This window comes from Bradyrhizobium ferriligni, assembly GCF_056837965.1.
On the sequence record NZ_JBXEJO010000018.1, the window covers coordinates 84,089 to 106,188 of the forward strand.

Below are 22,100 nucleotides of genomic sequence, written 5' to 3' on the forward strand. Positions count from 1 at the left end.
TGGCGTGGGCCGAAAAATCCCGGAAACCATTCCAATTGGTTTTTCAACCGATGTAAATTCACTACCCGGTATATTTAAGAGGTGACTGCATGGCGCGATCTGCAGAACCGACCCGGCGGCGCATCCTTGCTGCCGCATACGTCCTGTTTCGCCAGCGCGGATACAGCCGCGTGAGCATGGACGAAATCGCATCGGCGACGAGGGTTACGAAGCGCACGCTCTACAATCATTTTCAAAGCAAGGATCAGCTGCTCGCCTTCGTGCTCGAAGCCCAGAACGAACTGGCCTTGGCCGCGTTCGCGACGTTTGGCGACAAGCTGTCCGGCTCGCCGGTGGCGATCATCGACGGCCTGTTCCGCGACCTCGCGGTCTGGGCGGACAGGCCGCGATGGGCCGGCTCGGGGTTTACCAGGCTGGTCATCGAGCTGGCCGATCTCCCTGGCCATCCCGCACGCGCAATTGCGCGACGGCACAAGGCCTTGCTCGAAACCCATCTCGGCGCGCTGCTGAAGCGCGCTGGCGTCCGCGAGGCTGACCGCCGGGCCCGCGAGATCTGGCTGCTGTCGGAGGGCGCGATCTCCCTGATGCTGGTGCATGGCGACCGAGCTTATGCAGCGGCTGCCGCCGACGCAGCGAAGCGCTTGCTGCGGGGCTCTTCACGGTAAGCCACGGCAGCCCGCCTCTCTGATCCGTCATCCTGAGGAGCGCCAACGGGTCCGCGCGAAGCGCGGCCCGATGACAGGCTCCGCGCGTCTCGAAGGATGCACGGCCACCAGCCGGGCCATCGATCCTTCGAGACGCCTGCTACGCAGGCTCCTCAGGATGACGGCGATACGGCAATGCTTGCTGCTCAAATCCCGAGATACTTGTGCTGCAGATCCGGTTCGGCAAGCAGCTGCTCGCTGGTGCCGCTCCACACCGTGCGGCCGCGCTCGATGATGTAATGGCGATCGGCGATGCGGGCGAGGTTTCCGACGTTCTTGTCGATCACCAGCACCGACTGCCCGCGTCCCTTCAGCATCGACAGGCAGCTCCAGATCTCGTCGCGGATCAAGGGCGCAAGGCCTTCGGTCGCCTCGTCGAGGATCAGCAATTTCGGATTGGTCATCAGCGCGCGGCCGATCGCGAGCATCTGCTGCTCGCCGCCGGACAGCGTGACGCCCATATTATTCGTGCGTTCGGCGAGCCGCGGAAACAACGCATGGATCTTGTCGATGGTCCAGGGGTCGGAGGCACTGAAGCGATTGCCTGACGCGGCGACGAGATTTTCGCGCACCGTGAGGTTCGGGAAGATCTGGCGGCCTTCCGGCACCAGGCCGATGCCGAGCTTCGCGATCTTGTAGGACGGCAGGCCGCGCACCGCCTCGCCGGCGAAGCGGATGGCGCCTGATCGCGCCGGCGTCAGGCCCATGATCGAGCGGATCGTCGTGGTCTTGCCCATGCCGTTGCGGCCCATCAGCGCGACCATCTCGCCCGACTTGATCTTGAGCGACAGGCCGAACAGCACCTGGCTCAGCCCGTAGCAGGTCTCGATCGCGTCGACTTCAAGCAGGTTTTCAGCGGTTTTGGTTTCAGCCATCCTGGTATCAGCCATGGCGCGTCACCGCATGCTGTTCGCCGAGATAGGCGCGCTTGACGTCGTCATGCTTGCGGATCGCGTCCGGCACGTCGCAGGCGATGACGCGGCCATAGACCAAGACCGTGATGCGGTCGGCCAGCGCGAACACCGCCTCCATGTCGTGCTCCACCAGCACGATGGTGACTTCCTTGCGCAGCTCCTTCAGCAGCGCGACCATCCGCGCCGATTCGGTGACGCCGAGCCCGGCCATCGGCTCGTCCAGCAGCAAGAGCTGCGGCCTGGTGGCGAGCGCGACCGCGAGCTCGAGCTCGCGCTGCTCGCCATGGCTCAATTGCGACACCACGATATCGGCGCGCGTGCCGAGGCCGACGCGCTCGAGCGCCGCGCGCGCGGCCTCGCGCAGATGCCGCTCCTTGCGCGCATTGCCCCAGAAGCGGAACGAGTGGCCGTCATGCGCCTGCGCCGCCAGCGCGACGTTGTCGATCGCGGAGAAATCCTTCAGCAGCGAAGTGATCTGGAACGAGCGCGCCAGCCCGAGCCGGCTGCGCTTGTAGGACGGCAGGTTCGTGACGTCGCGGCCGGCGAAGCGGATGGTGCCGGAGTTCGGCATCACCTGCCCGGTGAGCTGGCTGATCAGCGTGGTCTTGCCGGCGCCGTTGGGGCCGATGATCGCGTGCAGCTCGCCTGGCACCACCTCCATCGAGAGGTTGTCGGTCGCGGTGATGCCGCCGAAGCGGCGGACCAGATTGTCGACGCGCAGCAGGGGATTTGGCAAGGGATCAACCACGGCGCATCCTCCCGAGCAGGCCCATGATGCCGCCGCGCGCGAACAGCACGATCAGGAGCAGCACCGGGCCCAGGATCAGCCCCGAATATTCGGTTAACTGCGACAGCAGCTCCTCGAGCAGGAGATAGACGATCGCGCCGATGACGGGACCGAACAGTGAGCCCATGCCGCCGAGGATCACCATCACCATGAGATCGCCGGAGCGGGTCCAGTACATCACGGCGGGGCTGACGAAATCGGTATTGTTGGCAAGCAGCGCGCCGGCCAGGCCACAGATCGTGCCTGATATCACGAAACAGACCAGGCGGTAGCGATTGGCATGGAAGCCGATCGCCTGCATGCGCTGCTCGTTGGAGCGGACGCCCTGCACCACGAGGCCGAAGCGCGAATTGACGATGCGCCAGATCAGATAGAGGCCGCCGAACAGGCAGGCCAGGCAGAGGTAATAGAACTGGTTGCGATCCGAAAGGTTGATCAGACCGGCGAAATCGCTGCGCTTGTAGACGGTGAGCCCGTCGTCGCCGCCGTAGCGCGACAACGCGGAGGCGATGTAGTAGGCCATCTGCGCAAAGGCCAGCGTGATCATGATGAAGTAGACGCCGCGGGTGCGCAGTGAGAGCGCGCCGATCAGCAGCGCAAACAGCGCCGAGACGGCGAGCGCCACCGGCCACTGGATGAAGCCGGAGCCGATGCCCTCGGCGGCGAGGATGCCGACGGCATAGCCGCCGATACCGAGATAGGCGGCGTGGCCGAAGCTCATCATGCCGCCATAGCCCATGATCAGATTGAGGCTCGCGGCGGCGAGCGCAAAGATCACGATGCGGGTGAACAGCGTGAGGATGAAGATATTGCCCGTGACCGCCGAATAGAGCGGCAGCAGGATCAGGGCGGCACACATCAGCGCCGCGACCGCATTGGAGACGTTGAGCTTCCCGGTCATCGTTTGGCCGCCGGGAACAGCCCCTCGGGCCGCAGCACAAGGATGATGGCCATCAGGAGGTAGATCAGCATCGAGGACAGCGCCGGTGCCGCGGTGGACGCCGCCGCCCCGCTCAGCACCTTGCGCAGCAGGTCCGGCAGGAAGGCGCGGCCCATCGTGTCGATGATGCCGACGAAGATCGCGGCCATGAACGCGCCGCGGATCGAGCCGATGCCGCCGATCACGATGATGACGAAGGCCAGGATCAGGATGTTCTCGCCCATGCCGATCTGCACGGTGAGGATCGGCGCCTGCATCAGCCCGGCGAGCCCTGCGAGCGCCGCGCCAAGGCCGAACACCAGCGTGAACAGCAGCTTGATGTTGATCCCGAGCGCCCCGATCATCTCGCGGTTGGAGGCGCCGGCGCGGATCAGCATGCCGATGCGGGTGCGCATCACGACGAGATAGAGCATGGCTGCGACCGCCAGCGCGACCACGATGATCATGAGGCGGTAGGCCGGATAGTAGACGCCGGGAATGATCTGCACCGGTACGGTGAGCCAGGCCGGCAGCGGCAGCGCGAGGCCCGCCGGGCCCCAGATCAGCCGGACGGCGTCGTTGAAGAACAGGATCAGGCCGAACGTCGCCAGCACCTGGTCGAGATGGTCGCGGCCATAGAGATGCCTGAGCGCGACAAATTCCAGCACAACGCCGAGCAACAGCGTGGCGCCCAGCGCCATCAGCGCGCCGAGCACGAAGCTGCCGGTCCAGGCCACGAAGGTCGCCGCGAAATAGGCGCCCATCATGTAGAGCGAGCCGTGCGCCAGGTTGACGAAGTCCATGATGCCGAACACCAGCGTCAGCCCGGCCGCCAGCAGGAACAGCAGGAGGCCGAATTGCAGGCCGTTCAGAAGTTGTTCGACGACGAGATACATCGTGAGGCTACGTCACCTTTAAATGAAACAGCGGCAGCGCGCATGCGCCGCCGCTTATACGGCTTGTTGTTCTCCCTCGCCCCGCTCTTGCGGGGCCGGGACGAGCTCGCCCCGAGAGGGTTGGGGTGACGGGCTCTTTCCGCGAGCCGAATTCGCGGAAAGAGCCCCTCACCCAATCGCTTCGCGATTGACCTCTCCCCGCAAGGGCGGGGCGAGGTGAAGAAAGCAAGCCACGGGCCAAAACTGCCCGAAGATCACTTCATCGGACACTTGTCGTGGAAGCGATCCTGGTCGTCCTTGACGATGGTCGCGACCGTCTTCAGCGACAGCTGGCCCTCGGCATCCTTGACCACGTCCTGCAGATAGAAGTTCTGGATCGGAATGTGGTTGTTGCCGTACTTGAACGGTCCGCGCACCGATTTGAAGTTCACCTTCTCCATCTCGGCCTTCATCGCGTCCTTCTTCGTCAGGTCGCCCTTCACTGCGATCACGGCGCTGTTGATCAGGTTGGCAGCGTCGTAGGACTGCGCGCCGTAGAAGGTCGGCCGCAGGCCCGGATACTTCTTGCGGTAGTCGGCGACGAACTTCTTGTTCTCCTCGTTGGGCAGGTCGTTGACCCATTGCTGCGCGCCGGGAACGCCGAGCGCATTGTCCTTCTGCAACGGCAGCGACAATTCGTCGATCGTGAAGGCGGTGTAGAGCGGGATCTGCTGCTTGATGCCGGCCTGCGCGTACTGGTTCAGGAACTGCACGCCGGCCGCACCCGGATAGAACACGAAGATCGACTCGGCCTTGGAGTTCTTCGCCTTGGTGAGCTCGGCGGAGAAGTCGAGCTGGCTCGGCCACACCGTATATTCCTCGCCGACCACCTCGCCCTTGAACGTGCTCTTGACGCCGGCCAGCATGTCCTTGCCCGCGGCGTAGTTCGGGCCGATCAGGAACACCGACTTGACGCCCTTCTGGTTCATGTAGGTGCCGACCGCCTGCGGGGTCTGGTCGTTCTGCCAGGAGGTCGAGAACACGTAAGGCGAGCACAGTTCGCCGGCGAGCTGCGACGGACCGGCATTGGCCGAGATCAGGAAGGTCTTCGAATCGACCGCGGTCTTCAGCGACGCCAGCAGGACGTTCGACCAGATGTAGCCGACGATGAAGTCGACCTTGTCGGACTGCACCAGCTTCTCGGTCTTCTGCTTGCCGACATCGGGCTTCTGCTGGTCATCCTCGTAGATCACCTCGACCGGCTTGCCGTCGATCTTGCGGCCGAGATGGTCGAGCGCGAGTTCGAAGGAATTGCGCATGTCGTTACCGATCACGGCGGTCGGACCGCTGAAGGTCGAGACAAAGCCGATCTTGACGCTGTCAGCCGCCGGCGCGGGCTGCGCCAGCGCCAGAGCCATGGCGCCTGCCAGCCAAAATGCCTTTTTCATATTCACTCCCCTCCTCAACCAAAGATCCCACGAGGCTCGATCACGAGGGCCCGGGGGTCACGCTTTGCGCGCGTCGTTCTGTGACGTATTTTGTGCGCGATATCGCAAGTCTGCAGCAAGCATGAACCGACGGCGCTGACTTAGAACCTTCGGCGCATACCCCAGCACCTTGCATCATAATTCGTCTAAATCGACCATGGCAAGAAATATAATGCCGGTTGCGTGGGCAACGATTGTCGCAGGCACCGGCCTTCCGCAACGACCCACGCCCGCACTGCAGCAGGCTTTAACGATCCGGTAAAGCACCCGGAAACCACGGGCCGGCAAGCGCTCGCGGGCTTCATGGTCCGGAAAGCATCCCTGGCCGAGGCTGCCGCCAAAGGGGTGCGTCACATGCTGAATTACATCTTCGGCTTCAATGCCCGGATGGGCCGACTGGCTTTCTTCTTCTGCACCTTCGTGGTGGGCCTCGGCTTCATGATGCTGGTCTACGGCGTCACCGGCAACGCACCGGCGAGCGGCAGTATGGACGTGCTGCTGGCGCAGGCATCGAGCAACCCCGTGCTCGTCATTGCCTTCTACGGCATGCTCGTCATCTGCTTCATGCTGCAATCGATGCGGGTGCGCGACATGGGCTGGGATCCGGTCTGCGTGATGGCGGCATGGATCGCCCTCCTCGTGCTCGACAGGGCCATCGCCGGACGATTTCCCGAATATGCGCTGACCTATCAGCACACCGAAACGGTGGTCGGCGCGGCCGTCAATGGCGCAATGAACATCGTCCTGCTGGTCTGGCGGAGTGGCGGCTATTACGAGGAACCGCCGCCATTGCCGCGTGAGACCAGCGGCGACGGCCTGTTTCAACGAAACAGCACACCGGCCGCAGGCGGCAGCCGCGTTGCGCGGATCGCCAATGGTGAGTTCGGCGGGAAGACTCGGTAGCGCGCGCTCACCCGCTGTCGTCCCTGCCTAGTGCGCAATTGCGGACGGGAGCAGGGACCCATAACCACAGGATTAGATTGCTGAAGAGAGCTGGGGCCCCAGCGATCCAAGACGATTCCCATTCGTGGTTATGGGTCCCGGATCGCGCTTCGCTTGTCCGGGACGACACGGAATAAGCCGATCACCCCTTGTCCACCGCCCATTCGGCGCCGTCGATCGCATAGGGCGCGTGGCGGAAATCCCTGATCGTCGCGACCTTGTCGGCCGACCAGTCGAGCAGCATGAACGATCGCGGCGGCGCGCCCTGTGCGTTCGGGTCGAACACCAGGATCGCGGGGCGTCCCTCGACCTGTCCGGTCACCAGGTGCCAGTCGTCGATCTTCGAATAATTGCCGAAGTAGCGCGACACCTCGGCCTTGCCGTTCAGCCGTGTCCGGTTGACGAGCTCGAGCCTGATGTCATCGGCGATCATGGCGCGGATGGCATCGAAGTCGCGGGCGTTGAAGCGGCTGACATAGGCGTTGAGCCTGATGCGATCGGCCGGCGACAGGCCGGGCCGCGGCGCATCGTCCGGTTCGCTCGCAAACTCGCGCAGCTGCGTGCGTCCACGGTGCAGCGCGGCTTTCACCGCAGGCAGGCTGAAATCCATAATGCCGCAGATCTCCTGCAAGGAGCAGCCGAGCACGTCCATCAGGATCACGCTGGAACGCTGCGCCACCGGCAGGCGCATGAAGGTGCGCAGGCCGGTCGCGGCGATCTCGCGGCGGCCTACGTCATCGAGCTCTCCGGCCATCATGTCCACCTCCTCCGGCGCGTGGAGCGCTTCCTGGCGGTTGCGTCGCCTGAGGAAATCGAGCGCGGTGTTGTGCGCGATCCGGAACAGCCAGGCCTGCGGATTCTGGATCGGCGCGGCGGCCCCGAAGGCTTCCACCGCCTTGATCAGCGCGTCCTGCAGCACATCCTCGCCGTCGATGACGGATCCGACCATGCGGGCGCAGTAGCGATGCAGCCTTGGCCGCATCGCCGCCAAGAGCGCGTCGACGTCGGTCGCGGCCGGCGCTTGGTGTGGTGACGTCATGATGGCTCCGCCAGATCGGTGCACTGCCCGCCGGTTCACGGCTCATCCAGCATACGATAATTCCCGACAATCACCGCACTGCGAACCAGCGGCGGCTCGGCGCAACGATCGCGGATGCCGTCCTGGAAGGCCTGGAACGCGGCCAGTTTCGGGATCGGGCTCGAGCCGTCTTCGGCCGTGGTCTCGACCATGTGGATGAAGGTATCGTCCTCCAGCCGCAGGGTCAGATAGCGCACGCCGTCGGGCTTCGCCGCCTTCAGCTCGGCGAACACGGCCGACACCAGCGCGGCATTCTTCTCCGCCATCTCCGGCTTCGCCTTGTACCTGATCAGGGTCCGTCTCATCGCAGCCTCCTTGGCCTGGTTCTGCGGCCTGAACCGGCCGCGTCAGATCCAAGGACGTTTGCCAACCGCCAAAGGATGCGGTCCGGCAAAAATAAATTTCGGCCGCATCCTTTGCCCGTTCCGCATCGTCCTTGCCGGCGAAGCGCGCCGCAACCTCGCGGCGCGGCAAGGGAGAACGACCATGCAGACCCCTCAGCAGCGCGCCGAACAGCGCTGGGTGCTCGGCCTCACCGCGCTGGCATCCTTCATGATGGCGCTCGACGCCATGATCATGACCACGGCCTTCGCCACCATCCGCGCCGATGTCGGAAGCGCCGTGGAGACGCTGCAATGGACCGTCAACGCCTTCAACCTGACCTTCGCGGTGCTGCTGTTGACCGGCGCGGCGCTCGGCGACCGGTTCGGGCGGCGCAGGATGTTCGCGGCCGGGATCGGCCTGTTCGTCGTGGCGTCCGCGGCCTGCGCGCTGGCCGGCAACGCCGCGGCCCTGATCGCCGCCCGTGCCCTGCAAGGCGCGGGCGCGGCGCTGGTGATGCCGCTGGCGATGGCGATCCTGAGCGGCGCCTTCGGCCGCGAGGAGCGCGCCCGCGCGCTCGGCATTTTCAGCGGCATCACCGGATGCGCGCTGATCATCGGTCCCGCGATCGGCGGCTTCATCACCGAACATCTCGGCTGGCGCTGGATCTTCTGGATCAATCTGCCGATCGGCCTCGTCGCGATCGCCCTCGTGATCACGCGCCTGCGCGAAAGTTTTGGGCCGACTGCACCGCTCGACATCGCCGGGCTGACACTGGTCGCGCTCGCGGCGCTGGCGCTGGTCTGGGGCCTGCTGCGCGGCAACAGTGTCGGCTGGGCCAGCGCGGAAGTCTCGGGCGCCCTGATCGCCGGCGTCGCGCTGGCGGCGATGTTCGTGCTGTGGGAGCTGCGCGCCACAAGCCCGATGGTGCCGATGCGGCTGTTCGCGGCGAGGCCGTTTGCATCCGGCATGGCCGCAAGCGTGCTGTTCTACGCCGCGATGTATGGCGTGCTGTTCCTGCTGCCGCAGTTCCTGCAGATCGCGCTCGGCTTCGACGCCTTCGGTGCCGGGCTGCGTCTGCTGCCGTGGACGGCGACGCTGTTCGTCACCGCGCCGATCGCCGGCGCCGCGGTCAACCGGTTCGGCGAGCGCACGCTGGTCGTCGCCGGCCTCCTGATGCAGGCGATCGGGCTCGGATGGATCAGCGAGATCGTGAGCCCCACAGTGCCCTATTCCGCTCTCGTCGCGCCGCTGGTGCTTGCCGGCGTCGGCGTGTCGATGGCGATGCCGGCCGCACAGAACGCGGTGCTGGGCGCGGTCATCGTCAGCGAGATGGGCAAGGCGTCGGGCGTCTTCAATATGGGTCGTTTCCTCGGCGGCATGTTCGGCATCGCGGCGCTGGTGGCGAGCTTTGCCGCCAATGGCGCGGCCGATTCATCCGGACATTTCGCAAACGGATTCGCGTCGGCGATGAGCCTTGCCGCAACGCTGTCGTTCGCCGGCGCGGTCGCCGGCTTGTTCCTGCCGATGCGGCGGCGGGCGGTCGCCGCGGCCGCGCCGCAGGATGCGTGAGGCGTGCTGCGATTGGGTTTTGCTATCGGGCGATCGGGCATTTCGTGTTGGAATGGGGCTGCGAATGAATACATAATCAAACGACGAAGCCGTTCGAACCCGAGAGCGACATCAGATGACGCAAGCGCCGGCCAAACCTCATCGCGTGGTGATCGTCGGCGCCGGCTTCGGCGGCTTGGAAGCCGCCTTCGGCCTCGCGGGCGCGCCGGTCGAGATCACCCTGATCGACCGCCGCAACCACCATCTGTTCCAGCCGCTGCTCTATCAGGTCGCGACCGCTTCGCTTGCCACCAGCGAGATCGCCTGGCCGATCCGCTATCTCTTGCGCGACCGGCCCGAGGTGACGACGCTATTCGCCAATGTCTGCGGCGTCGACGCCGCGGCGAAGCAGGTGCAACTCGACGACGGCGGCAGCCTTCCCTACGACACGCTGGTCCTCGCCACCGGCGCGCGCCACGCCTATTTCGGCCATGACGAATGGGAGCCGTTCGCGCCCGGCCTGAAGACGCTGGAGGACGCGACGACGCTGCGGCGGCGCATCCTGGTCGCCTTCGAGCGCGCCGAGCGCGAGACCGATCCGGACAAGCGCGCAGCACTGCTGACCTTCGTCATCATCGGCGCCGGGCCGACCGGCGTCGAGATGGCCGGCACCATCGCCGACCTCGCCAAGGACACGCTGCCGCAAGACTTCCGTCACATCGACACGCGCAAGGCGCGCGTGGTGCTGATCGAGGCCGGCCCGCGCGTGCTGGCAGGATTTCCCGACGATCTCTCGGCCTATGCGCAGGCGTCACTTGAGAAACTCGGCGTCGAGGTGATGCTGGGCGAGCCGGTCACCGAATGCTCGGCCGACGGCGTGGTGTTCGGCGGCAAGCGGCTGGAGGCGCGCACCATCGTCTGGGCCGCCGGCGTGCGCGCCTCGCGCGCCGCCGAATGGCTGAACGCGCCGGCCGATCGCGCCCATCGGCTGCAGGTCGAGCCGGATCTGACCGTGCCGGGCCATCCCGATGTCTTCGCCGTCGGCGACACCGTCACGATCAAGGACCCCGACGGCAATCCGGTGCCCGGCATCGCGCCGGCCGCCAAGCAGGAGGGGCGCTACGTCGCCGCGCTGATCAAGGCCCGGCTCGACGGCAAGACGCTGCCGCCGTTCCGCTACAAGCATGCCGGCAGCCTCGCCCAGATCGGCAAGAAGAAGGCGGTGATCGATTTCGGCTGGCTCAAGCTGCGCGGCTCGCTGGCATGGTGGATCTGGGGCCTCGCCCACATCTACTTCCTGATCGGCGTGCGCCATCGGATTGCGGTGGCGATGAACTGGCTCTGGATCCACACCCGCGACCAGCGCGCCGCACGGCTGATCACGCAAGGCAGCAGCAAGGTGGCGCAGTAGCGCTCTCGCGGAGCTGGGCGCGCTCACGCTATGGCCGCCCGTGGGAACACCGTCATTGCGAGGAGCGATAGCGACGAAGCAATCCATCTCTCAGCAAGCGGTGAGATGGATTGCTTCGCTCCGCTCGCAATGACGTGGCTCGAGATTTTGCGAGTTCCTCACCCCATCACCTGATGCGGCGAGCGGCCGAACGCGGCCTTGAAGGCGCGGCTGAAATGCGAGACGTCGCTGAAGCCGAAGCTCAGCGCGACATCGGTGACATGGCTGAAGCGCCGCTCGGCCAGCGCCTGATAGGCGCCGGCAAGGCGCTGCTGCCACAGCCAGCGGATCGGCGTCGTGCCTTCGCGCGCGAACAGCCGATTGAGCGTGCGCGGCGCCATGTTCTGCGCGGCGGCGATCGCATCGAGATCGAGCCCGGGATCGTCGAGATTGGCCAGCATGTAGGCCTTGACCCGCATGAGCCTTTCGTCGCCGCGCTGTGGCCCTTCGTCCGTCAGCTCGGTCTGCAGCGTGGTCGCGAAAATATCGAGTGCCGCCGCGCCTAGCCGTATCGCCGCAGGTCCGGCCGCATCGTCGAGCCGCGTCAGCCGGCGGATCAGCGATCCCGCCAGCGCTCCCACTTTCGACGCGTTGCCGACCCGCCGCGCCGTCAGGCGCTGCGCATCCGGCAGGCGTGCGAGCAGCAGCGGCCGCGGGATCGACACCATGATCGCGCGCGCGCTCGGGGCGAATTCGAGCGTGAACGGCTGCGCCTGGTCATGCAGCATCAGATCGCCCCGGCGCATGCGGACGTCGCGGCCGCCTTGCGCAAAGCTGACCTCGCCGCGCAGCGTGAGCCACAGCATGAAATAGTCGCGCGGATCCCTGCGGACGTCGCTCGCACTGCGCATCACCCGGATGCGGTCGGCGGCCGGCGTCGACGACCAGATGTCGTTGATGGCAAGCGGGCCGAGATGGCGGATCGAGATCGATGCCTGGAACGCCTCGTCGGCGACGCGGCGGCATTCGGTCAGCGAGAATTCGCGGCAGGTGACGTGATGCCAGCGGTCGAAACTGTCGCCCGGCGCAACAAGCGTTTGCGCGACGACTGTGTGATCTGGGGTCTGCATCGGACCTTGCTCCCGCCCAACCCGGCAGCGGGATATTCTGCGTCCAGCCCCCCATTCTGGCAAGCAGAGACCAGCGGCTGGCCGGCGCAGCCAAGAACGATCGCGGGAACCGGCGTAGACATTGTCTCTCACCAGGAGGAGACACCACATGGGCTACCAATGCGAAATCATCGATCCCGCCCGCACGGTCATGATCGTCGTCGACATGCAGAACGATTTCGTGGCCGAGGGCGCCAAGCTGCGTTCGGCCCAGGCCGCCGCCATGGTGCCGCGGCTGGCGCAGACCCTGAAGGCCTGCCGCGACAAGGGCATCCGCGTCGTCTACACCGCGCATGTGCATCGCCGCGACGGCAGCGACATGGGGCTCTATGACGATCTCTATTCGCCGATCGCCGACCGGTCGTCGCTGGTCGACGGCACCGAGGGCGTCGAGATCTTCGACGACCTCGCGCCCGCCCCCGGCGAGCACGTCATCAAGAAGCACCGCTACAGCGCGTTCTTCGCCACCGATCTCGATCTCATCCTGCGCGAATGGGGCATCACCACGGTGATCATCTCGGGGACCACGACCGAGAACTGCTGCCACGCCACCGCGCGCGACGCCATGTTCCACAATTACAAGGTCGTCTTCCTGTCGGACGCGACGGGCACCTTCGATTATCCCGATGTCGGCCAGGGCGCGCTGTCCGCCGAGGAGGTGCACCGCGCCACGCTGACCATCCTCGCATTCTCAACCGCACATGTGATGACGGCGGCCGAGATGCTGGGGCGGGTCAAGGTGGCTGACGGAGCGGCGAAGGCAGCGTAGCGAGTTCACGAACAGCGCACCGCACATTCGGTCCGCCTCTCCCCTTGTGGGAGAGGCCGGAACGCATGAAGCGAAGCGAAATGCGATCCGGGTGAGGGGTCGCGGTCTCTCCGCGCAGCACGCCGCATGGAGAGATACCCTCACCCCAACCCTCTCCCAGTCGAAGTCGGATTTATCCGACTTCGACAACTTGAAATAGCGCCACTCGGGTAAACCCGAGTGGCGTGGGAGAGGGGGCGCAGCGGTGTTCGCGGCGCGGCTCACTTCACCAGCGAACACCCGCCATCGGCGATCGGCCGGAACGCCTGGTCGGCCGGGATGGTCGCGATCAGCTTGTAATAGTCGTAGGGGTACTTCGACTCGTCCGGCTTCTTCACCTCGAACAGATACATCGGGTGGATGACGCGGCCGTCCTGGCGGATCGTGGTTTCGCCGAACAGTCTGTCCTTGCCCTTGAAGGTCTTCATCTGCGGCACCACCGCCTTGGCGTCGTCGCTGCCGGTGGCGGCAACCGCGTTGAGGTAGGCGAGCGTCGAGGCGTAGACGCCGGCCTGATTGCCGCTCGGCATCTTGCCGTTCATGCCGGGACGCGCGGCAAAGCGTTTTGCGAACGCGCGGGTATCGTCGTTCATGTCCCAGTAGAAGGCTTCCAGCAATTGCAGGCCCTGCGCGACCTTCAGGCCCATGCCGTGGATGTCGTTCACGAACAGCAGGAACGCCACCATGGTCTGGCCGCCCTGCTGGATGCCGAACTCGGCCGCCTGCTTCACCGCATTGATGGTGTCGCCGCCGGCATTGGCGAGCCCGATCACTTTTGCTTTCGAGCTCTGCGCCTGGAGCAGGAAGGACGCGAAGTCCGACGTGCCGAGCGGATGCTTGCTCGAGCCCAAAACCTTGCCGCCGTGCTTCTCGATGTAGTTCGTCGCTTCGGCTTCAATGCCTTTGCCGAGTGCATAATCGACGGTCACGAAGTACCAGTCCTTGCCACCGCGCTGCATCATCGCGGCCGCGGTGGTGTTGCCGGTGGCCCAGGCGTCGTTGACCCATTGAATGGTGTTCGGCGAGCAGGCCTTGCCGGTGAGATCGGAGCTCGCGGTCGACGACGCCAGGAACGTCATCCGGCTATCGCGCAGGATGGTGTTGATGGCGAGCCCGACCGCCGAGTTCGGCACGTCGACGATGGCATCAACGCCTTCGACATCGAGCCATTTGCGCGCGATCGCCGAGCCCACATCGGCCTTGTTCTGGTGATCGGCATAGACGATCTCGACCTTGATGCCCTTGCCGCCGCCATTGAAATCCTCCGCGGCCATGCGCGCGGCTTCCACCGAACCCATGCCGTTGGTGTCCTGGAAGATGCCGGAAATGTCGTTGAGCACGCCGACGCGCACCACATCGCCGGAAATCTCCGCGCGTGCGCTGCCCGCGGCGCAGGCCAATGCCAGCGCAAGTCCGATCCTCAATCGCCCAACCCCGAAGCCCCTCATCGTCTCCCTCCCATGTTTCCTCAATCGACCTTTTGCCGGTCTTGAGCGTCTCGTCAGGCCGGCGTGATCTCGACCGGCAGGCTGCTGAGCCCGCGCAGCGTGTTGTTGAAAAGGCGCTTCGGCTCGCCGGTGATGTCGATCCTGGCGACACGACGCGCCAACGCCGCCATCATCACCTCGCCTTCGAGACGGGCGACGAGCTGGCCGACGCACATATGGATGCCCGAACCGTAGCCGACGTGACCCGACGTGCGACGGGTGATGTCGTAGCTGTCGGGCGCCTCCCAGCGGCGCGGATCGCGATTGGCCGCAGCCAGGAACATCAGCACCTTCTCGCCTTCGCCGATGCTGGCCCCACTGAGCTCGACGTCGCGGGTCGTGGTGCGGAAGAAAGTCTGGACCGGACTTTCGAACCGCACGGCTTCCTCGAAGGCGTTGCGCGCCAGCGTCGGATCGTTGCGCAGTTTCTCGAACTGTTCGGGGAAGCGGGCGAGGCAGTAGACGGCGGCGCCGATGCCGTTGACGGTCGTGTCGAGACCGGCTGACAGCAGCGAACGCACCAGCAGGGGCGCCTCGGTCGCGGTAATGGCGCCGGTATCGACATGGGCGTGAATACAGGCGCCGATGCCGCCCGGGGTGAGATTGTCGCGCTGGCATTGCTCGGCGACATAGGCCTGATGCGGCGCCGAGCGCTCGATCGCCTCCTTGCGGAGCTCGTTCGGCGGGCCGAAGGCGTTGAACACAAGACTGGCATAGGGCAGCAGATGCTCGCGGCCCTCCGGCCTCAGGCCGAGCGCATCCGGGAATATCGACAACGGATAGGCTTCCGCAAGGTCCGTGATCGCGTCGAACCTGCGCTTCTCCAGCAGCGCATCGAGGCGGGCCTCCGCGGCGGCGGCAAATTGCCCGCGAAGCTGCTTCATCACGGTCGCCGACAACACCGTGCTCAGCACGGTGCGGGTCCGGGTGTGCGCGGGCGGGTCGGCCTCCAGGATCAGGCTCGGCGGCCGCCACGGCTTCTCCTTGGAAAAGTCGCTCAGGCCGACGCCACGGCTGGAGCAGAAGGTCGCGGGATCGTTCAGCACCGCATGGACCTCGGCGTAGCGCGCCACGCCATAGACATTCCACTTGTCGAGATAGACCACCGGCCCGGCCTCGCGCAGCCGCTCATGGGTCGGGAATGGATCGGCGAAGAACTCGAGCGCGAACGGATCGACGTCGAGATGCGGGACGGACGCAGCTTCTGTTGCAGTCATCGGGACCTCCCGAGGTTTGATCTTGTCGACACGGGCCGCATATCTATTGCTCCCGGACAGTTTCGCAGCGATGATTTGAGAGATGAGCAGCCAGCCCCTCCCCCGAAAGCCGCGCCGGCCGAGACCGGCCGATCCCGCAGACGCCAGCGACGGCCCGCTGCTGGACCTTGATCGCTATGTGCCGGCGTTCATCACCTTCATCGGCAACAAGCTGTCGAACAGCGCCACCGCGTTTTACCAGAAGAATTTCGGCGTCAACGTCACCGAGTGGCGGATCATCTCGCAACTGGCGATCGAGCCGGGCATTCCCGCCTCCCGGATCTGCCAGGTGATCGGCTTCGACAAGGGGCCGGTCAGCCGCAACCTCACCGCATTGCAGAAGCGCGGCCTGCTGACGATCCGCACTGCGCCGGACGACGGCCGCACCCATTCGATCACGCTGACCGCGCGCGGCCGCGCCATCCACGACAAGGTCATCGTCGCGGCGCTGGAGCGCGAGCGGCGGCTGCTGGCGTGCCTGAAGAAGGACGAGCGCGAGGTGCTGATCGAGCTGCTGCGCCGGCTGCACGAGAATCTCGGCGCCGTCACCGGGCAAAGCACGACCTGACGGCGCGGCCGGGCCACGGGCGGCGTCCGGCACCCCCACGGTCTTCGCCCGATTGTCCATGCGTGCCGCTCGCGCCGTGCTGCGCAACATTTTCCTCCCAAACGCGTGGCCGTTGACCGGCCCTGTCCCTATGGGTGCGGAAACTCGCACAGACTAGTTGCTAGGGCAACTAAAAACAGATGATGCACTGCGTCGTCGGGTCGCAAGCGGAGGGACGTGACGCCGCCATCAGGTCAGGCGAGCACACTCCTCAGGCTCCCTCCCCCCTTGCGGGGGAGGGCTGGGGAGAGGGGTGGCCCCGGGCTCAACTCGAGCCGTTGCGCAACGCCACATCAACGACTTGGCTCACCGACGAACGCGTGTCCTCGTGTTCAATCGGCAGCGGAGCAAGCGGTACCCCTCTCCCTAACCCTCCCCCGCAAGGGGGGAGGGAACCCTTCCGCTGGTGCCTTCCTTACGTCCGCCTTTTCTACCCCCAATCTCACCCCGCGCAGCGGATCGGCTCACCCGACCCGTCGTCCTCCAATACCGCCACCGCTGCGGCGCGGCGCGTCAGCACGGCGCGCTGGTTGATGTAGCCCTTGTCGGTGATCTCCCCGCCGTCGACCGAGGCGGGCTCGGCCAGCAGCAGCGCGCGGGCGGCGTGGCCGGAGGAATGGCCGCCTTGCGCCTTCAGCCGTGCCAGCCCCTGCCCGATCGCGGAACGGACCGCCGGATGACCGATCACCTCCCGCGCATCGGCGCCATCGGGCAGCCCAGCCAGCGAACGGCAGGCGGCGAGGTTCGGAAACACCAGGAAGCGCACCTCGTCGCGGCCATGGCCGGTGACGACGATGTCCTGCGCGAGCGGCGCCAGCGCCGCGATGCCGGCGACGCGCAAGGTGCCGACGCTGACCCAGGTGCCGGAATTGAGCTTGAAATCCTCGGCCACGCGGCCGTCGAAGAACAGGCCGAGATCGGGCCGTGCGGGATCCGCGAAGGTGACGGCGTCGCCGATCTTGTAAAAACCCTCGTCGTCGAAGGCCTCAGCGGTCAGCTCGGGCGCCTTCCAGTAGCCCGGCGTGACGTTGGGCCCGCGCACGCGGACCTCGAGCTTGTCGCCCGACCGCACCAGCTTGAGCTCGGTGCCGGGGATCGGCACACCGATATTGCCGGAGCGTTTGGCCAGTAAGTGGCAGTCGGTCGCGAGCGGCGAGGTCTCGGTCGAGCCCCAGGCCGACACCATCGGCAGCCGGCGGCCGACGGTCCGCAGCGATAAGTCCTCCAGCGCGTCCCACAGGTTCTGCGGCAGCGCCGCGCCGGCATAGAAGGCGAATTTGGTGCCCTCGAAGAATTTTCTGCGCAGTTCGTCGTCGGTGCGCAGCGCCGCGATCAGCATGTCGAAGCCGCGCGGCACGTTGAAATAGACCGTCGGCACCACGCTGCGCAGGTTGGCGAGCGAGGTCGCGAACAGGCCGGGCGCCGGCTTGCCGCCGTCGATATAGAGCGTGCCGCCGTTGCGCAGCACCAGGTTGAAATTGTGGTTGGCGCCGAAGGTGTGACTCCAGGGCAGCCAGTCCAGGATGAGCAGATCATCGCGCGACTGCTCGAGGAACGTCCAGGTCTGCGCCTTGGCCTGCTGGCTCGAGGTCAGCATGCGCTGGGTGTTGATCACGGCCTTCGGCGTCCCTGTCGAGCCCGAGGTGAACAGGAATTTTGCGATCGTGTCCGGTGTCACCGCCGCGAACGCCGTGGCGACCCCGGGCGCTTCCGGCGTGGCAGCGACGGTGCGGAACGGCAATGCGTCGGCATCGTCGGGATTGCCGCTGACGATGGTTGCGCGATGCAGCGGCCTGATTGCGCCAAGCGCCGCCGCGAACAACCCTGTGCCCGTGACGTAGATCGCGCCGGGGTCGAGCAGGCTGACCATGCTCTTCAACTTGTCGAAGTCTTTCGACATCAAGGAGTAGGCCGGCGAGATCGCGGCCGAGGGCACGCCGACATGCTGCGCGGCGAGCGCAAACAACGCGTGGTCGATGCCGTTGTCGGCGAGGATGACGAGCGGCCGTTCCGGGCTCAGCCCCTGCGCGAGGACCCATGATGCGGCCCGCCGCACGATGCCGAGCGCGTCGCGATAACTGACGGTGCTCCAGGGCGCCTCGGCATTGGCGCGCTCGCCGAGAAAGATGCGATCCGGGGCCTGCCGCGCCCAATGCTCCAGCCAGTCGCCGATGCAGCGGGCACCCTGCTTCAGCGGCGTGGTGGAGCGGACCAGGATGCTGCCATCGTTGCGGCTGACCGCAACGATCGCGGGCGTCGCGAACAGGCTGCTCGGATTGTCTCCGCTGGCGGCGGCCATCGTCATGGTTTCCTCCTCGCCCAAGTCTTGTCACCCAAGTCTTGTCACCCGTGTCTTATCGGGATCGCGCCGCAACATGGTGCGGCGCCGCGGTCCCGGCCGGGCTCTTTGATCATAATGTTGCGGACATCAATTGTTGTCGTCAACAACAATCTTTCCATCCCGCCTTGGGCGCGCTAGCCTTGCGGTCATGGCAGTCCAGCAAAAGACATCGCGCAAGCCGGCAGGAACGGCAGCAGCAATCCGCCCCCGGGTGCACACGGCGAATGGACAGGCGCCCAACGGCGACGACATCGGCCTCGACGCGCTGGTCGGTCACGCCGGCTATGCGGTGCGGCGCTTCCAGCTCTGGATCTTTCAGGACTTCATCAAGACGCTGGCAACCGTCGATATCCGCCCGACCCAATATTCGGTGATGACCGTGATCGGGGCCAATCCGGGCCTCAGCCAGATGGCGGTGGCAAAGCGGCTCGGGATCGAGCGCGCGCGGCTGGTGCATCTGCTCGACAGCCTGGAAGACCGCGAGTTCGTCAGCCGCGTCCCCTCCGCCACCGACCGCCGCTCCCACGCGCTGCATCTGACCGGGCGCGGCAAGACCGCGCTGGCGCAGTTCAAGCGGCTCGCGGCCGAGCATGAACGGCATGTCGCCGAGAAGATCGGCAAGGAAAATCGCGAGCAGCTGCTGCAGATCCTCGCCTGCTTCACCTGACCTCGCGACGAGATTTCGGCTTGATCAGACCTGCCTCTAAATTGGGCAGATACTCTCTCAAGCGAGCCGGCATCCATTCCCGACAGGCATTTCAAGCGACTGATATTGTGTAATAATCCGCCTCGCAACAGACGCGGGCGAATTGTACACAATGGCACATTGCTTGCTTCGCTCAGGCTGCAATTCCCTTGCGGATGGCTTCCGACGCCTCCCGCCCACGAGATGAGGCCAAGCACGTGACTGAAACTGTCGCCGCGATCGTCGCCGCGCACCGCGCCGGCACCATGACGCCAGCCCAAACCGTGGCGCGCTGCTACCAGCGCATCCGCGAGCACAACGATCCCGCCATCTTCATCAGCCTGCGCGACGAGAAGGATGCGCTTGCCGAGGCCTCGCAGCTCGCAGATCCGACGTTGCCGCTCTACGGCGTGCCGGTCGCGGTCAAGGACAATATCGACGTCGCGGGACTGCCTACCACCGCCGCCTGCCCGGCGTTCTCGTATGTGCCGGCACAGGACTCCACCGCAGTGGCAAAACTGCGTGCGGCCGGCGCCATCATCATCGGCAAGACCAATCTCGACCAGTTCGCCACCGGCCTGGTCGGCGTGCGCTCGCCCTACGGCATTCCCAGGAATCCGGTGCGCGGCGATCTGGTGCCGGGCGGATCGAGCTCGGGCTCCGCGGTCGCGGTCTCCGCGGGCCTCGTGCCGCTTGCGCTCGGCACCGACACCGCAGGCAGCGGCCGCGTCCCGGCGATGCTCAACAACATCGTCGGGCTCAAGCCGAGCCTCGGGCTGATCTCGACCAGCGGCGTCGTGCCGGCCTGCCGCACGCTCGACTGCGTCTCGATCTTCTCGCTCACCGTCGACGATGCGCTGGCGGCACTCGCCGTGATGGCCGGGCCGGATGACGCCGATCCGTTCTCGCGCGACCGGCCGCTGGCGTCTCTCGCGAGCTTTCCGGCGAAGCTGAAGCTCGGCATTCCCCAAAGCGGTCAGCTGAAATTCTTCGGCGATCATGAGGCCGAGAAAGCCTATGGCGAGGCGTGCAAGCGCTGGCAGGCGCTCGGCGCCGACCTCGTCGAGTTCGACCTCGAGCCGTTCTACGAGACCGCGCGGCTGCTTTATGAGGGCCCGTGGGTGGCGGAACGCTATCTCGTGATCCGCGACTTGCTGGCGTCGTCGCCCGAGGCGGTCCATCCGGTGACGCGCGAGATCACCGTCGGCGGATCGCGTCCCACCGCTGCGGATACCTTCTCGGCGCTGTATCGCCTCGAGGCGCTGCGCCGCGTCGCCGAGCGCAGCCTCGCACACCTTGATGCGATCGTGCTGCCGACCGCTCCGACCGTCTATTCCACCGCTGATGTGCTCGCCAATCCGATCGAGCTCAACTCGCGGCTCGGCAGCTACACCAATTTCGTCAACCTGCTCGATATGTGCGGCCTGGCGCTGCCGGCCGCGATGCGGCCCGACGGCGCGCCGTTCGGCATCACGCTGCTGGCCCCCGCCGGCCGCGACGCCCAGCTTGCCGGCATCGGCCGTGTCTTCCATGCCGACACCGGACTGGCGATCGGCGCCAATTCACTTCCGCAGCCGCCGCTCGCCGCCGCGCCGATGGAGGCCGGCTCCGGTGAGATCACCATCGCGGTGGTCGGCGCGCATCTCTCCGGCATGGCGCTGAACCACGAGCTGACGACGCTCGATGCGCGCCTGATGGAAGAGGCGGTCACCGCACCGGACTACAAGCTCTACGCACTCGACACCACGCCGCCCAAGCCCGGCATGCTGCGCATCGAGGCCGGCGCGGGCGCATCGATCAAGCTCGAACTGTGGGCGATGTCACCGGGAGCGTTCGGAAAATTCGTCGCCGCGATCCCGCCGCCGCTGTCGATCGGCACGATCAGGCTCGCCGACGGCCGGCAGGCCAAGGGCTTCATCGTCGAGCCTGCCGCGATCCATGGCGCGAGCGATATTTCATCCTATGGCGGCTGGCGGGCGTTCATGGCGGAGAGGGCGAGAGCCTAGCCGCTCCGGCGGTGCGCTCCCTCGCCCCGCAAGCGGGGCGAGGTAAGAAGAAGCTACACCGACACCGCGTAGGTCTCGTACTCCCCGCGCACCTGCTCGATATGGGCGCGCATCGCCGCGGCGGCGCCTGTCTTGTCGCCGCGCATGATGGCGACGACGACGCGGTCGTGCTCGGCGTGGGATTTTGCCAAACGCCCGAGGTTGCGGAACTGGGCGCGGCGGAACGGCTGCACGCGCACCCGCGTCGCCAGCGTGATCTCGGCAATATAGGCGTTCTGCGAGCCGGCATAGATTGCGTTGTGGAAGCGCTCATTGACCTCGTGGAAGCGCTCGGGATTGCCGGTATAGCTCAGCACCCGCAATTCCTCGTGGATCGCTTCCAGCGCGTGGCGCTCCGCCGGCGTCATCCGCTCGGCGGCAAAGCCGGCGCAGATCGCCTCCAGCTCGGCCATCGCCTCGAACATGCCGGTGAGCCGTTCAAGGGAGGGCCGCGCCACCACGGCGCCGCGATGCGCGCGGGCATCGATCAGGCCGCTGGCGGCAAGCTGCCGCAGCGCTTCGCGCACCGGGGTGCGCGAGACGTTGAATCGCCGTGCAAGGTCGGTCTCGTCGAGCCCGGCCCCCGGCGGCAGCGTGCCGCGCACGATCTCGTCGGCGAGCTGCAGCCGCAGCTCTTCGGCACGGGTGATCTTGTCGACCAGCGACGACGGCCGATCGATGCGGCGCACCGTCATCTCGGATTCTGCGCCCTGCGGCAGATCGTCCAGGCTCAT

Annotated in this window: 20 protein-coding genes; 8 read left to right on the forward strand and 12 right to left on the reverse strand. The window is 66.1% G+C overall.

Annotated features, from left to right (window positions below):
• The first annotated feature begins 89 nt into the window (after positions 1 to 89).
• On the forward strand, positions 90 to 665 hold the full coding sequence (locus AC1VNY_RS13200; protein ID WP_482405446.1) for a TetR/AcrR family transcriptional regulator: 576 nt from the start codon (positions 90 to 92) through the stop codon (positions 663 to 665).
• A 185-nt stretch (positions 666 to 850) separates the two neighbouring features.
• Here AC1VNY_RS13200 and AC1VNY_RS13205 read toward each other — a convergent pair whose 3' ends face one another.
• The 5 genes from AC1VNY_RS13205 to AC1VNY_RS13225 all read right to left on the reverse strand — a co-directional run bounded on the left by AC1VNY_RS13205 (position 851) and on the right by AC1VNY_RS13225 (position 5,647).
• The gene (locus tag AC1VNY_RS13205; RefSeq protein ID WP_482405447.1) at positions 851 to 1,579 is read right to left on the reverse strand and encodes an ABC transporter ATP-binding protein; all 729 of its coding nucleotides are present in this window, start codon (positions 1,577 to 1,579) and stop codon (positions 851 to 853) included.
• 7 nt (positions 1,580 to 1,586) lie between these two features.
• Entirely contained in the window at positions 1,587 to 2,354 is a 768-nt protein-coding gene (locus AC1VNY_RS13210; RefSeq protein ID WP_482405474.1) for an ABC transporter ATP-binding protein, read from the reverse strand.
• Positions 2,355 to 2,358: 4 nt separating this feature from the next.
• Positions 2,359 to 3,306 (reverse strand): branched-chain amino acid ABC transporter permease, encoded by a 948-nt coding sequence (locus AC1VNY_RS13215; RefSeq protein ID WP_482405448.1) that lies wholly within the window; start codon positions 3,304 to 3,306, stop codon positions 2,359 to 2,361.
• Complete coding sequence (locus AC1VNY_RS13220) at positions 3,303 to 4,220, reverse strand: branched-chain amino acid ABC transporter permease (protein WP_482405449.1); 918 nt, start codon at positions 4,218 to 4,220, stop codon at positions 3,303 to 3,305. The genes AC1VNY_RS13215 and AC1VNY_RS13220 overlap by 4 nt, the downstream gene beginning before the upstream one ends.
• A gap of 254 nt (positions 4,221 to 4,474) precedes the next feature.
• A complete protein-coding gene (locus AC1VNY_RS13225; RefSeq protein WP_482405450.1) occupies positions 4,475 to 5,647 on the reverse strand; it encodes an ABC transporter substrate-binding protein in 1,173 nt (390 codons plus the stop codon).
• Between the two features lie 222 nt (positions 5,648 to 5,869).
• On the opposite strand from AC1VNY_RS13225, the gene AC1VNY_RS13230 reads away from it, so the two are divergent.
• Positions 5,870 to 6,589, forward strand: a complete 720-nt coding sequence (locus tag AC1VNY_RS13230; RefSeq protein ID WP_482405451.1) for a hypothetical protein — start codon at positions 5,870 to 5,872, stop codon at positions 6,587 to 6,589.
• 181 nt (positions 6,590 to 6,770) lie between these two features.
• On the opposite strand, the gene AC1VNY_RS13235 is transcribed toward AC1VNY_RS13230, so the two are convergent.
• Both AC1VNY_RS13235 and AC1VNY_RS13240 read right to left on the reverse strand, forming a co-directional pair.
• Positions 6,771 to 7,667: a sigma-70 family RNA polymerase sigma factor gene (locus AC1VNY_RS13235; protein WP_482405452.1), complete on the reverse strand. Its 897-nt coding sequence runs from the start codon at positions 7,665 to 7,667 to the stop codon at positions 6,771 to 6,773.
• 35 nt (positions 7,668 to 7,702) lie between these two features.
• Entirely contained in the window at positions 7,703 to 8,011 is a 309-nt protein-coding gene (locus tag AC1VNY_RS13240; protein ID WP_482405453.1) for a hypothetical protein, read from the reverse strand.
• Positions 8,012 to 8,192: 181 nt separating this feature from the next.
• On the opposite strand from AC1VNY_RS13240, the gene AC1VNY_RS13245 reads away from it, so the two are divergent.
• Positions 8,193 to 9,599, forward strand: coding sequence for an MFS transporter (locus AC1VNY_RS13245; protein WP_482405454.1), 1,407 nt, complete (start codon positions 8,193 to 8,195; stop codon positions 9,597 to 9,599).
• A 115-nt stretch (positions 9,600 to 9,714) separates the two neighbouring features.
• A complete protein-coding gene (locus tag AC1VNY_RS13250; protein WP_482405455.1) occupies positions 9,715 to 10,989 on the forward strand; it encodes an NAD(P)/FAD-dependent oxidoreductase in 1,275 nt (424 codons plus the stop codon).
• A 158-nt stretch (positions 10,990 to 11,147) separates the two neighbouring features.
• Here AC1VNY_RS13250 and AC1VNY_RS13255 read toward each other — a convergent pair whose 3' ends face one another.
• Positions 11,148 to 12,098: an AraC-like ligand-binding domain-containing protein gene (locus AC1VNY_RS13255; protein ID WP_482405456.1), complete on the reverse strand. Its 951-nt coding sequence runs from the start codon at positions 12,096 to 12,098 to the stop codon at positions 11,148 to 11,150.
• 148 nt (positions 12,099 to 12,246) lie between these two features.
• Here AC1VNY_RS13255 and AC1VNY_RS13260 point away from each other — a divergent pair, with 148 nt between their 5' ends.
• Entirely contained in the window at positions 12,247 to 12,906 is a 660-nt protein-coding gene (locus AC1VNY_RS13260; RefSeq protein ID WP_482405457.1) for an isochorismatase family protein, read from the forward strand.
• Positions 12,907 to 13,166: 260 nt separating this feature from the next.
• Here AC1VNY_RS13260 and AC1VNY_RS13265 read toward each other — a convergent pair whose 3' ends face one another.
• Both AC1VNY_RS13265 and AC1VNY_RS13270 read right to left on the reverse strand, forming a co-directional pair.
• A complete protein-coding gene (locus tag AC1VNY_RS13265; RefSeq protein WP_482405458.1) occupies positions 13,167 to 14,393 on the reverse strand; it encodes an ABC transporter substrate-binding protein in 1,227 nt (408 codons plus the stop codon).
• Between the two features lie 53 nt (positions 14,394 to 14,446).
• On the reverse strand, positions 14,447 to 15,649 hold the full coding sequence (locus tag AC1VNY_RS13270; protein ID WP_482405459.1) for a cytochrome P450: 1,203 nt from the start codon (positions 15,647 to 15,649) through the stop codon (positions 14,447 to 14,449).
• Between the two features lie 82 nt (positions 15,650 to 15,731).
• Here AC1VNY_RS13270 and AC1VNY_RS13275 point away from each other — a divergent pair, with 82 nt between their 5' ends.
• The gene (locus tag AC1VNY_RS13275) at positions 15,732 to 16,256 is read left to right on the forward strand and encodes a MarR family winged helix-turn-helix transcriptional regulator (protein ID WP_482405460.1); all 525 of its coding nucleotides are present in this window, start codon (positions 15,732 to 15,734) and stop codon (positions 16,254 to 16,256) included.
• Positions 16,257 to 16,737: 481 nt separating this feature from the next.
• On the opposite strand, the gene AC1VNY_RS13280 is transcribed toward AC1VNY_RS13275, so the two are convergent.
• Positions 16,738 to 18,594: a feruloyl-CoA synthase gene (locus AC1VNY_RS13280; protein ID WP_482405475.1), complete on the reverse strand. Its 1,857-nt coding sequence runs from the start codon at positions 18,592 to 18,594 to the stop codon at positions 16,738 to 16,740.
• A gap of 190 nt (positions 18,595 to 18,784) precedes the next feature.
• Between AC1VNY_RS13280 and AC1VNY_RS13285 the strand changes: the two genes are divergently transcribed.
• Entirely contained in the window at positions 18,785 to 19,303 is a 519-nt protein-coding gene (locus tag AC1VNY_RS13285; protein WP_482405461.1) for a MarR family winged helix-turn-helix transcriptional regulator, read from the forward strand.
• A 194-nt stretch (positions 19,304 to 19,497) separates the two neighbouring features.
• Positions 19,498 to 21,327 carry an allophanate hydrolase gene (atzF, locus tag AC1VNY_RS13290; protein WP_482405476.1) on the forward strand — a complete coding sequence of 610 codons (1,830 nt, stop codon included), beginning with the start codon at positions 19,498 to 19,500 and terminating at the stop codon, positions 21,325 to 21,327.
• A 53-nt stretch (positions 21,328 to 21,380) separates the two neighbouring features.
• Here the strand turns inward: atzF and AC1VNY_RS13295 are convergent, their stop codons facing one another.
• The gene (locus AC1VNY_RS13295) at positions 21,381 to 22,100 is read right to left on the reverse strand and encodes a GntR family transcriptional regulator (protein WP_482405462.1); all 720 of its coding nucleotides are present in this window, start codon (positions 22,098 to 22,100) and stop codon (positions 21,381 to 21,383) included.

Excerpts from the sequence above, each read along its gene's own strand:
- AC1VNY_RS13200 (WP_482405446.1), top strand. The coding sequence starts at position 90 with ATGGCGCGATCTGCAGAACCGACCCGGCGGCGCATCCTTGCTGCCGCA.
- AC1VNY_RS13285 (WP_482405461.1), top strand. The coding sequence starts at position 18,785 with ATGGCAGTCCAGCAAAAGACATCGCGCAAGCCGGCAGGAACGGCAGCA.
- AC1VNY_RS13260 (WP_482405457.1), top strand. The coding sequence starts at position 12,247 with ATGGGCTACCAATGCGAAATCATCGATCCCGCCCGCACGGTCATGATC.
- AC1VNY_RS13220 (WP_482405449.1), bottom strand. The coding sequence starts at position 4,220 with ATGTATCTCGTCGTCGAACAACTTCTGAACGGCCTGCAATTCGGCCTC.
- AC1VNY_RS13265 (WP_482405458.1), bottom strand. The coding sequence starts at position 14,393 with ATGAGGGGCTTCGGGGTTGGGCGATTGAGGATCGGACTTGCGCTGGCA.
- AC1VNY_RS13235 (WP_482405452.1), bottom strand. The coding sequence starts at position 7,667 with ATGACGTCACCACACCAAGCGCCGGCCGCGACCGACGTCGACGCGCTC.
- AC1VNY_RS13225 (WP_482405450.1), bottom strand. The coding sequence starts at position 5,647 with ATGAAAAAGGCATTTTGGCTGGCAGGCGCCATGGCTCTGGCGCTGGCG.
- AC1VNY_RS13250 (WP_482405455.1), top strand. The coding sequence starts at position 9,715 with ATGACGCAAGCGCCGGCCAAACCTCATCGCGTGGTGATCGTCGGCGCC.
- AC1VNY_RS13275 (WP_482405460.1), top strand. The coding sequence starts at position 15,732 with ATGAGCAGCCAGCCCCTCCCCCGAAAGCCGCGCCGGCCGAGACCGGCC.
- AC1VNY_RS13280 (WP_482405475.1), bottom strand. The coding sequence starts at position 18,594 with ATGGCCGCCGCCAGCGGAGACAATCCGAGCAGCCTGTTCGCGACGCCC.
- AC1VNY_RS13215 (WP_482405448.1), bottom strand. The coding sequence starts at position 3,306 with ATGACCGGGAAGCTCAACGTCTCCAATGCGGTCGCGGCGCTGATGTGT.
- AC1VNY_RS13240 (WP_482405453.1), bottom strand. The coding sequence starts at position 8,011 with ATGAGACGGACCCTGATCAGGTACAAGGCGAAGCCGGAGATGGCGGAG.
- atzF (WP_482405476.1), top strand. The coding sequence starts at position 19,498 with ATGGCTTCCGACGCCTCCCGCCCACGAGATGAGGCCAAGCACGTGACT.
- AC1VNY_RS13205 (WP_482405447.1), bottom strand. The coding sequence starts at position 1,579 with ATGGCTGAAACCAAAACCGCTGAAAACCTGCTTGAAGTCGACGCGATC.
- AC1VNY_RS13255 (WP_482405456.1), bottom strand. The coding sequence starts at position 12,098 with ATGCAGACCCCAGATCACACAGTCGTCGCGCAAACGCTTGTTGCGCCG.
- AC1VNY_RS13295 (WP_482405462.1), bottom strand. The coding sequence starts at position 22,100 with ATGAGCCTGGACGATCTGCCGCAGGGCGCAGAATCCGAGATGACGGTG.
- AC1VNY_RS13245 (WP_482405454.1), top strand. The coding sequence starts at position 8,193 with ATGCAGACCCCTCAGCAGCGCGCCGAACAGCGCTGGGTGCTCGGCCTC.
- AC1VNY_RS13270 (WP_482405459.1), bottom strand. The coding sequence starts at position 15,649 with ATGACTGCAACAGAAGCTGCGTCCGTCCCGCATCTCGACGTCGATCCG.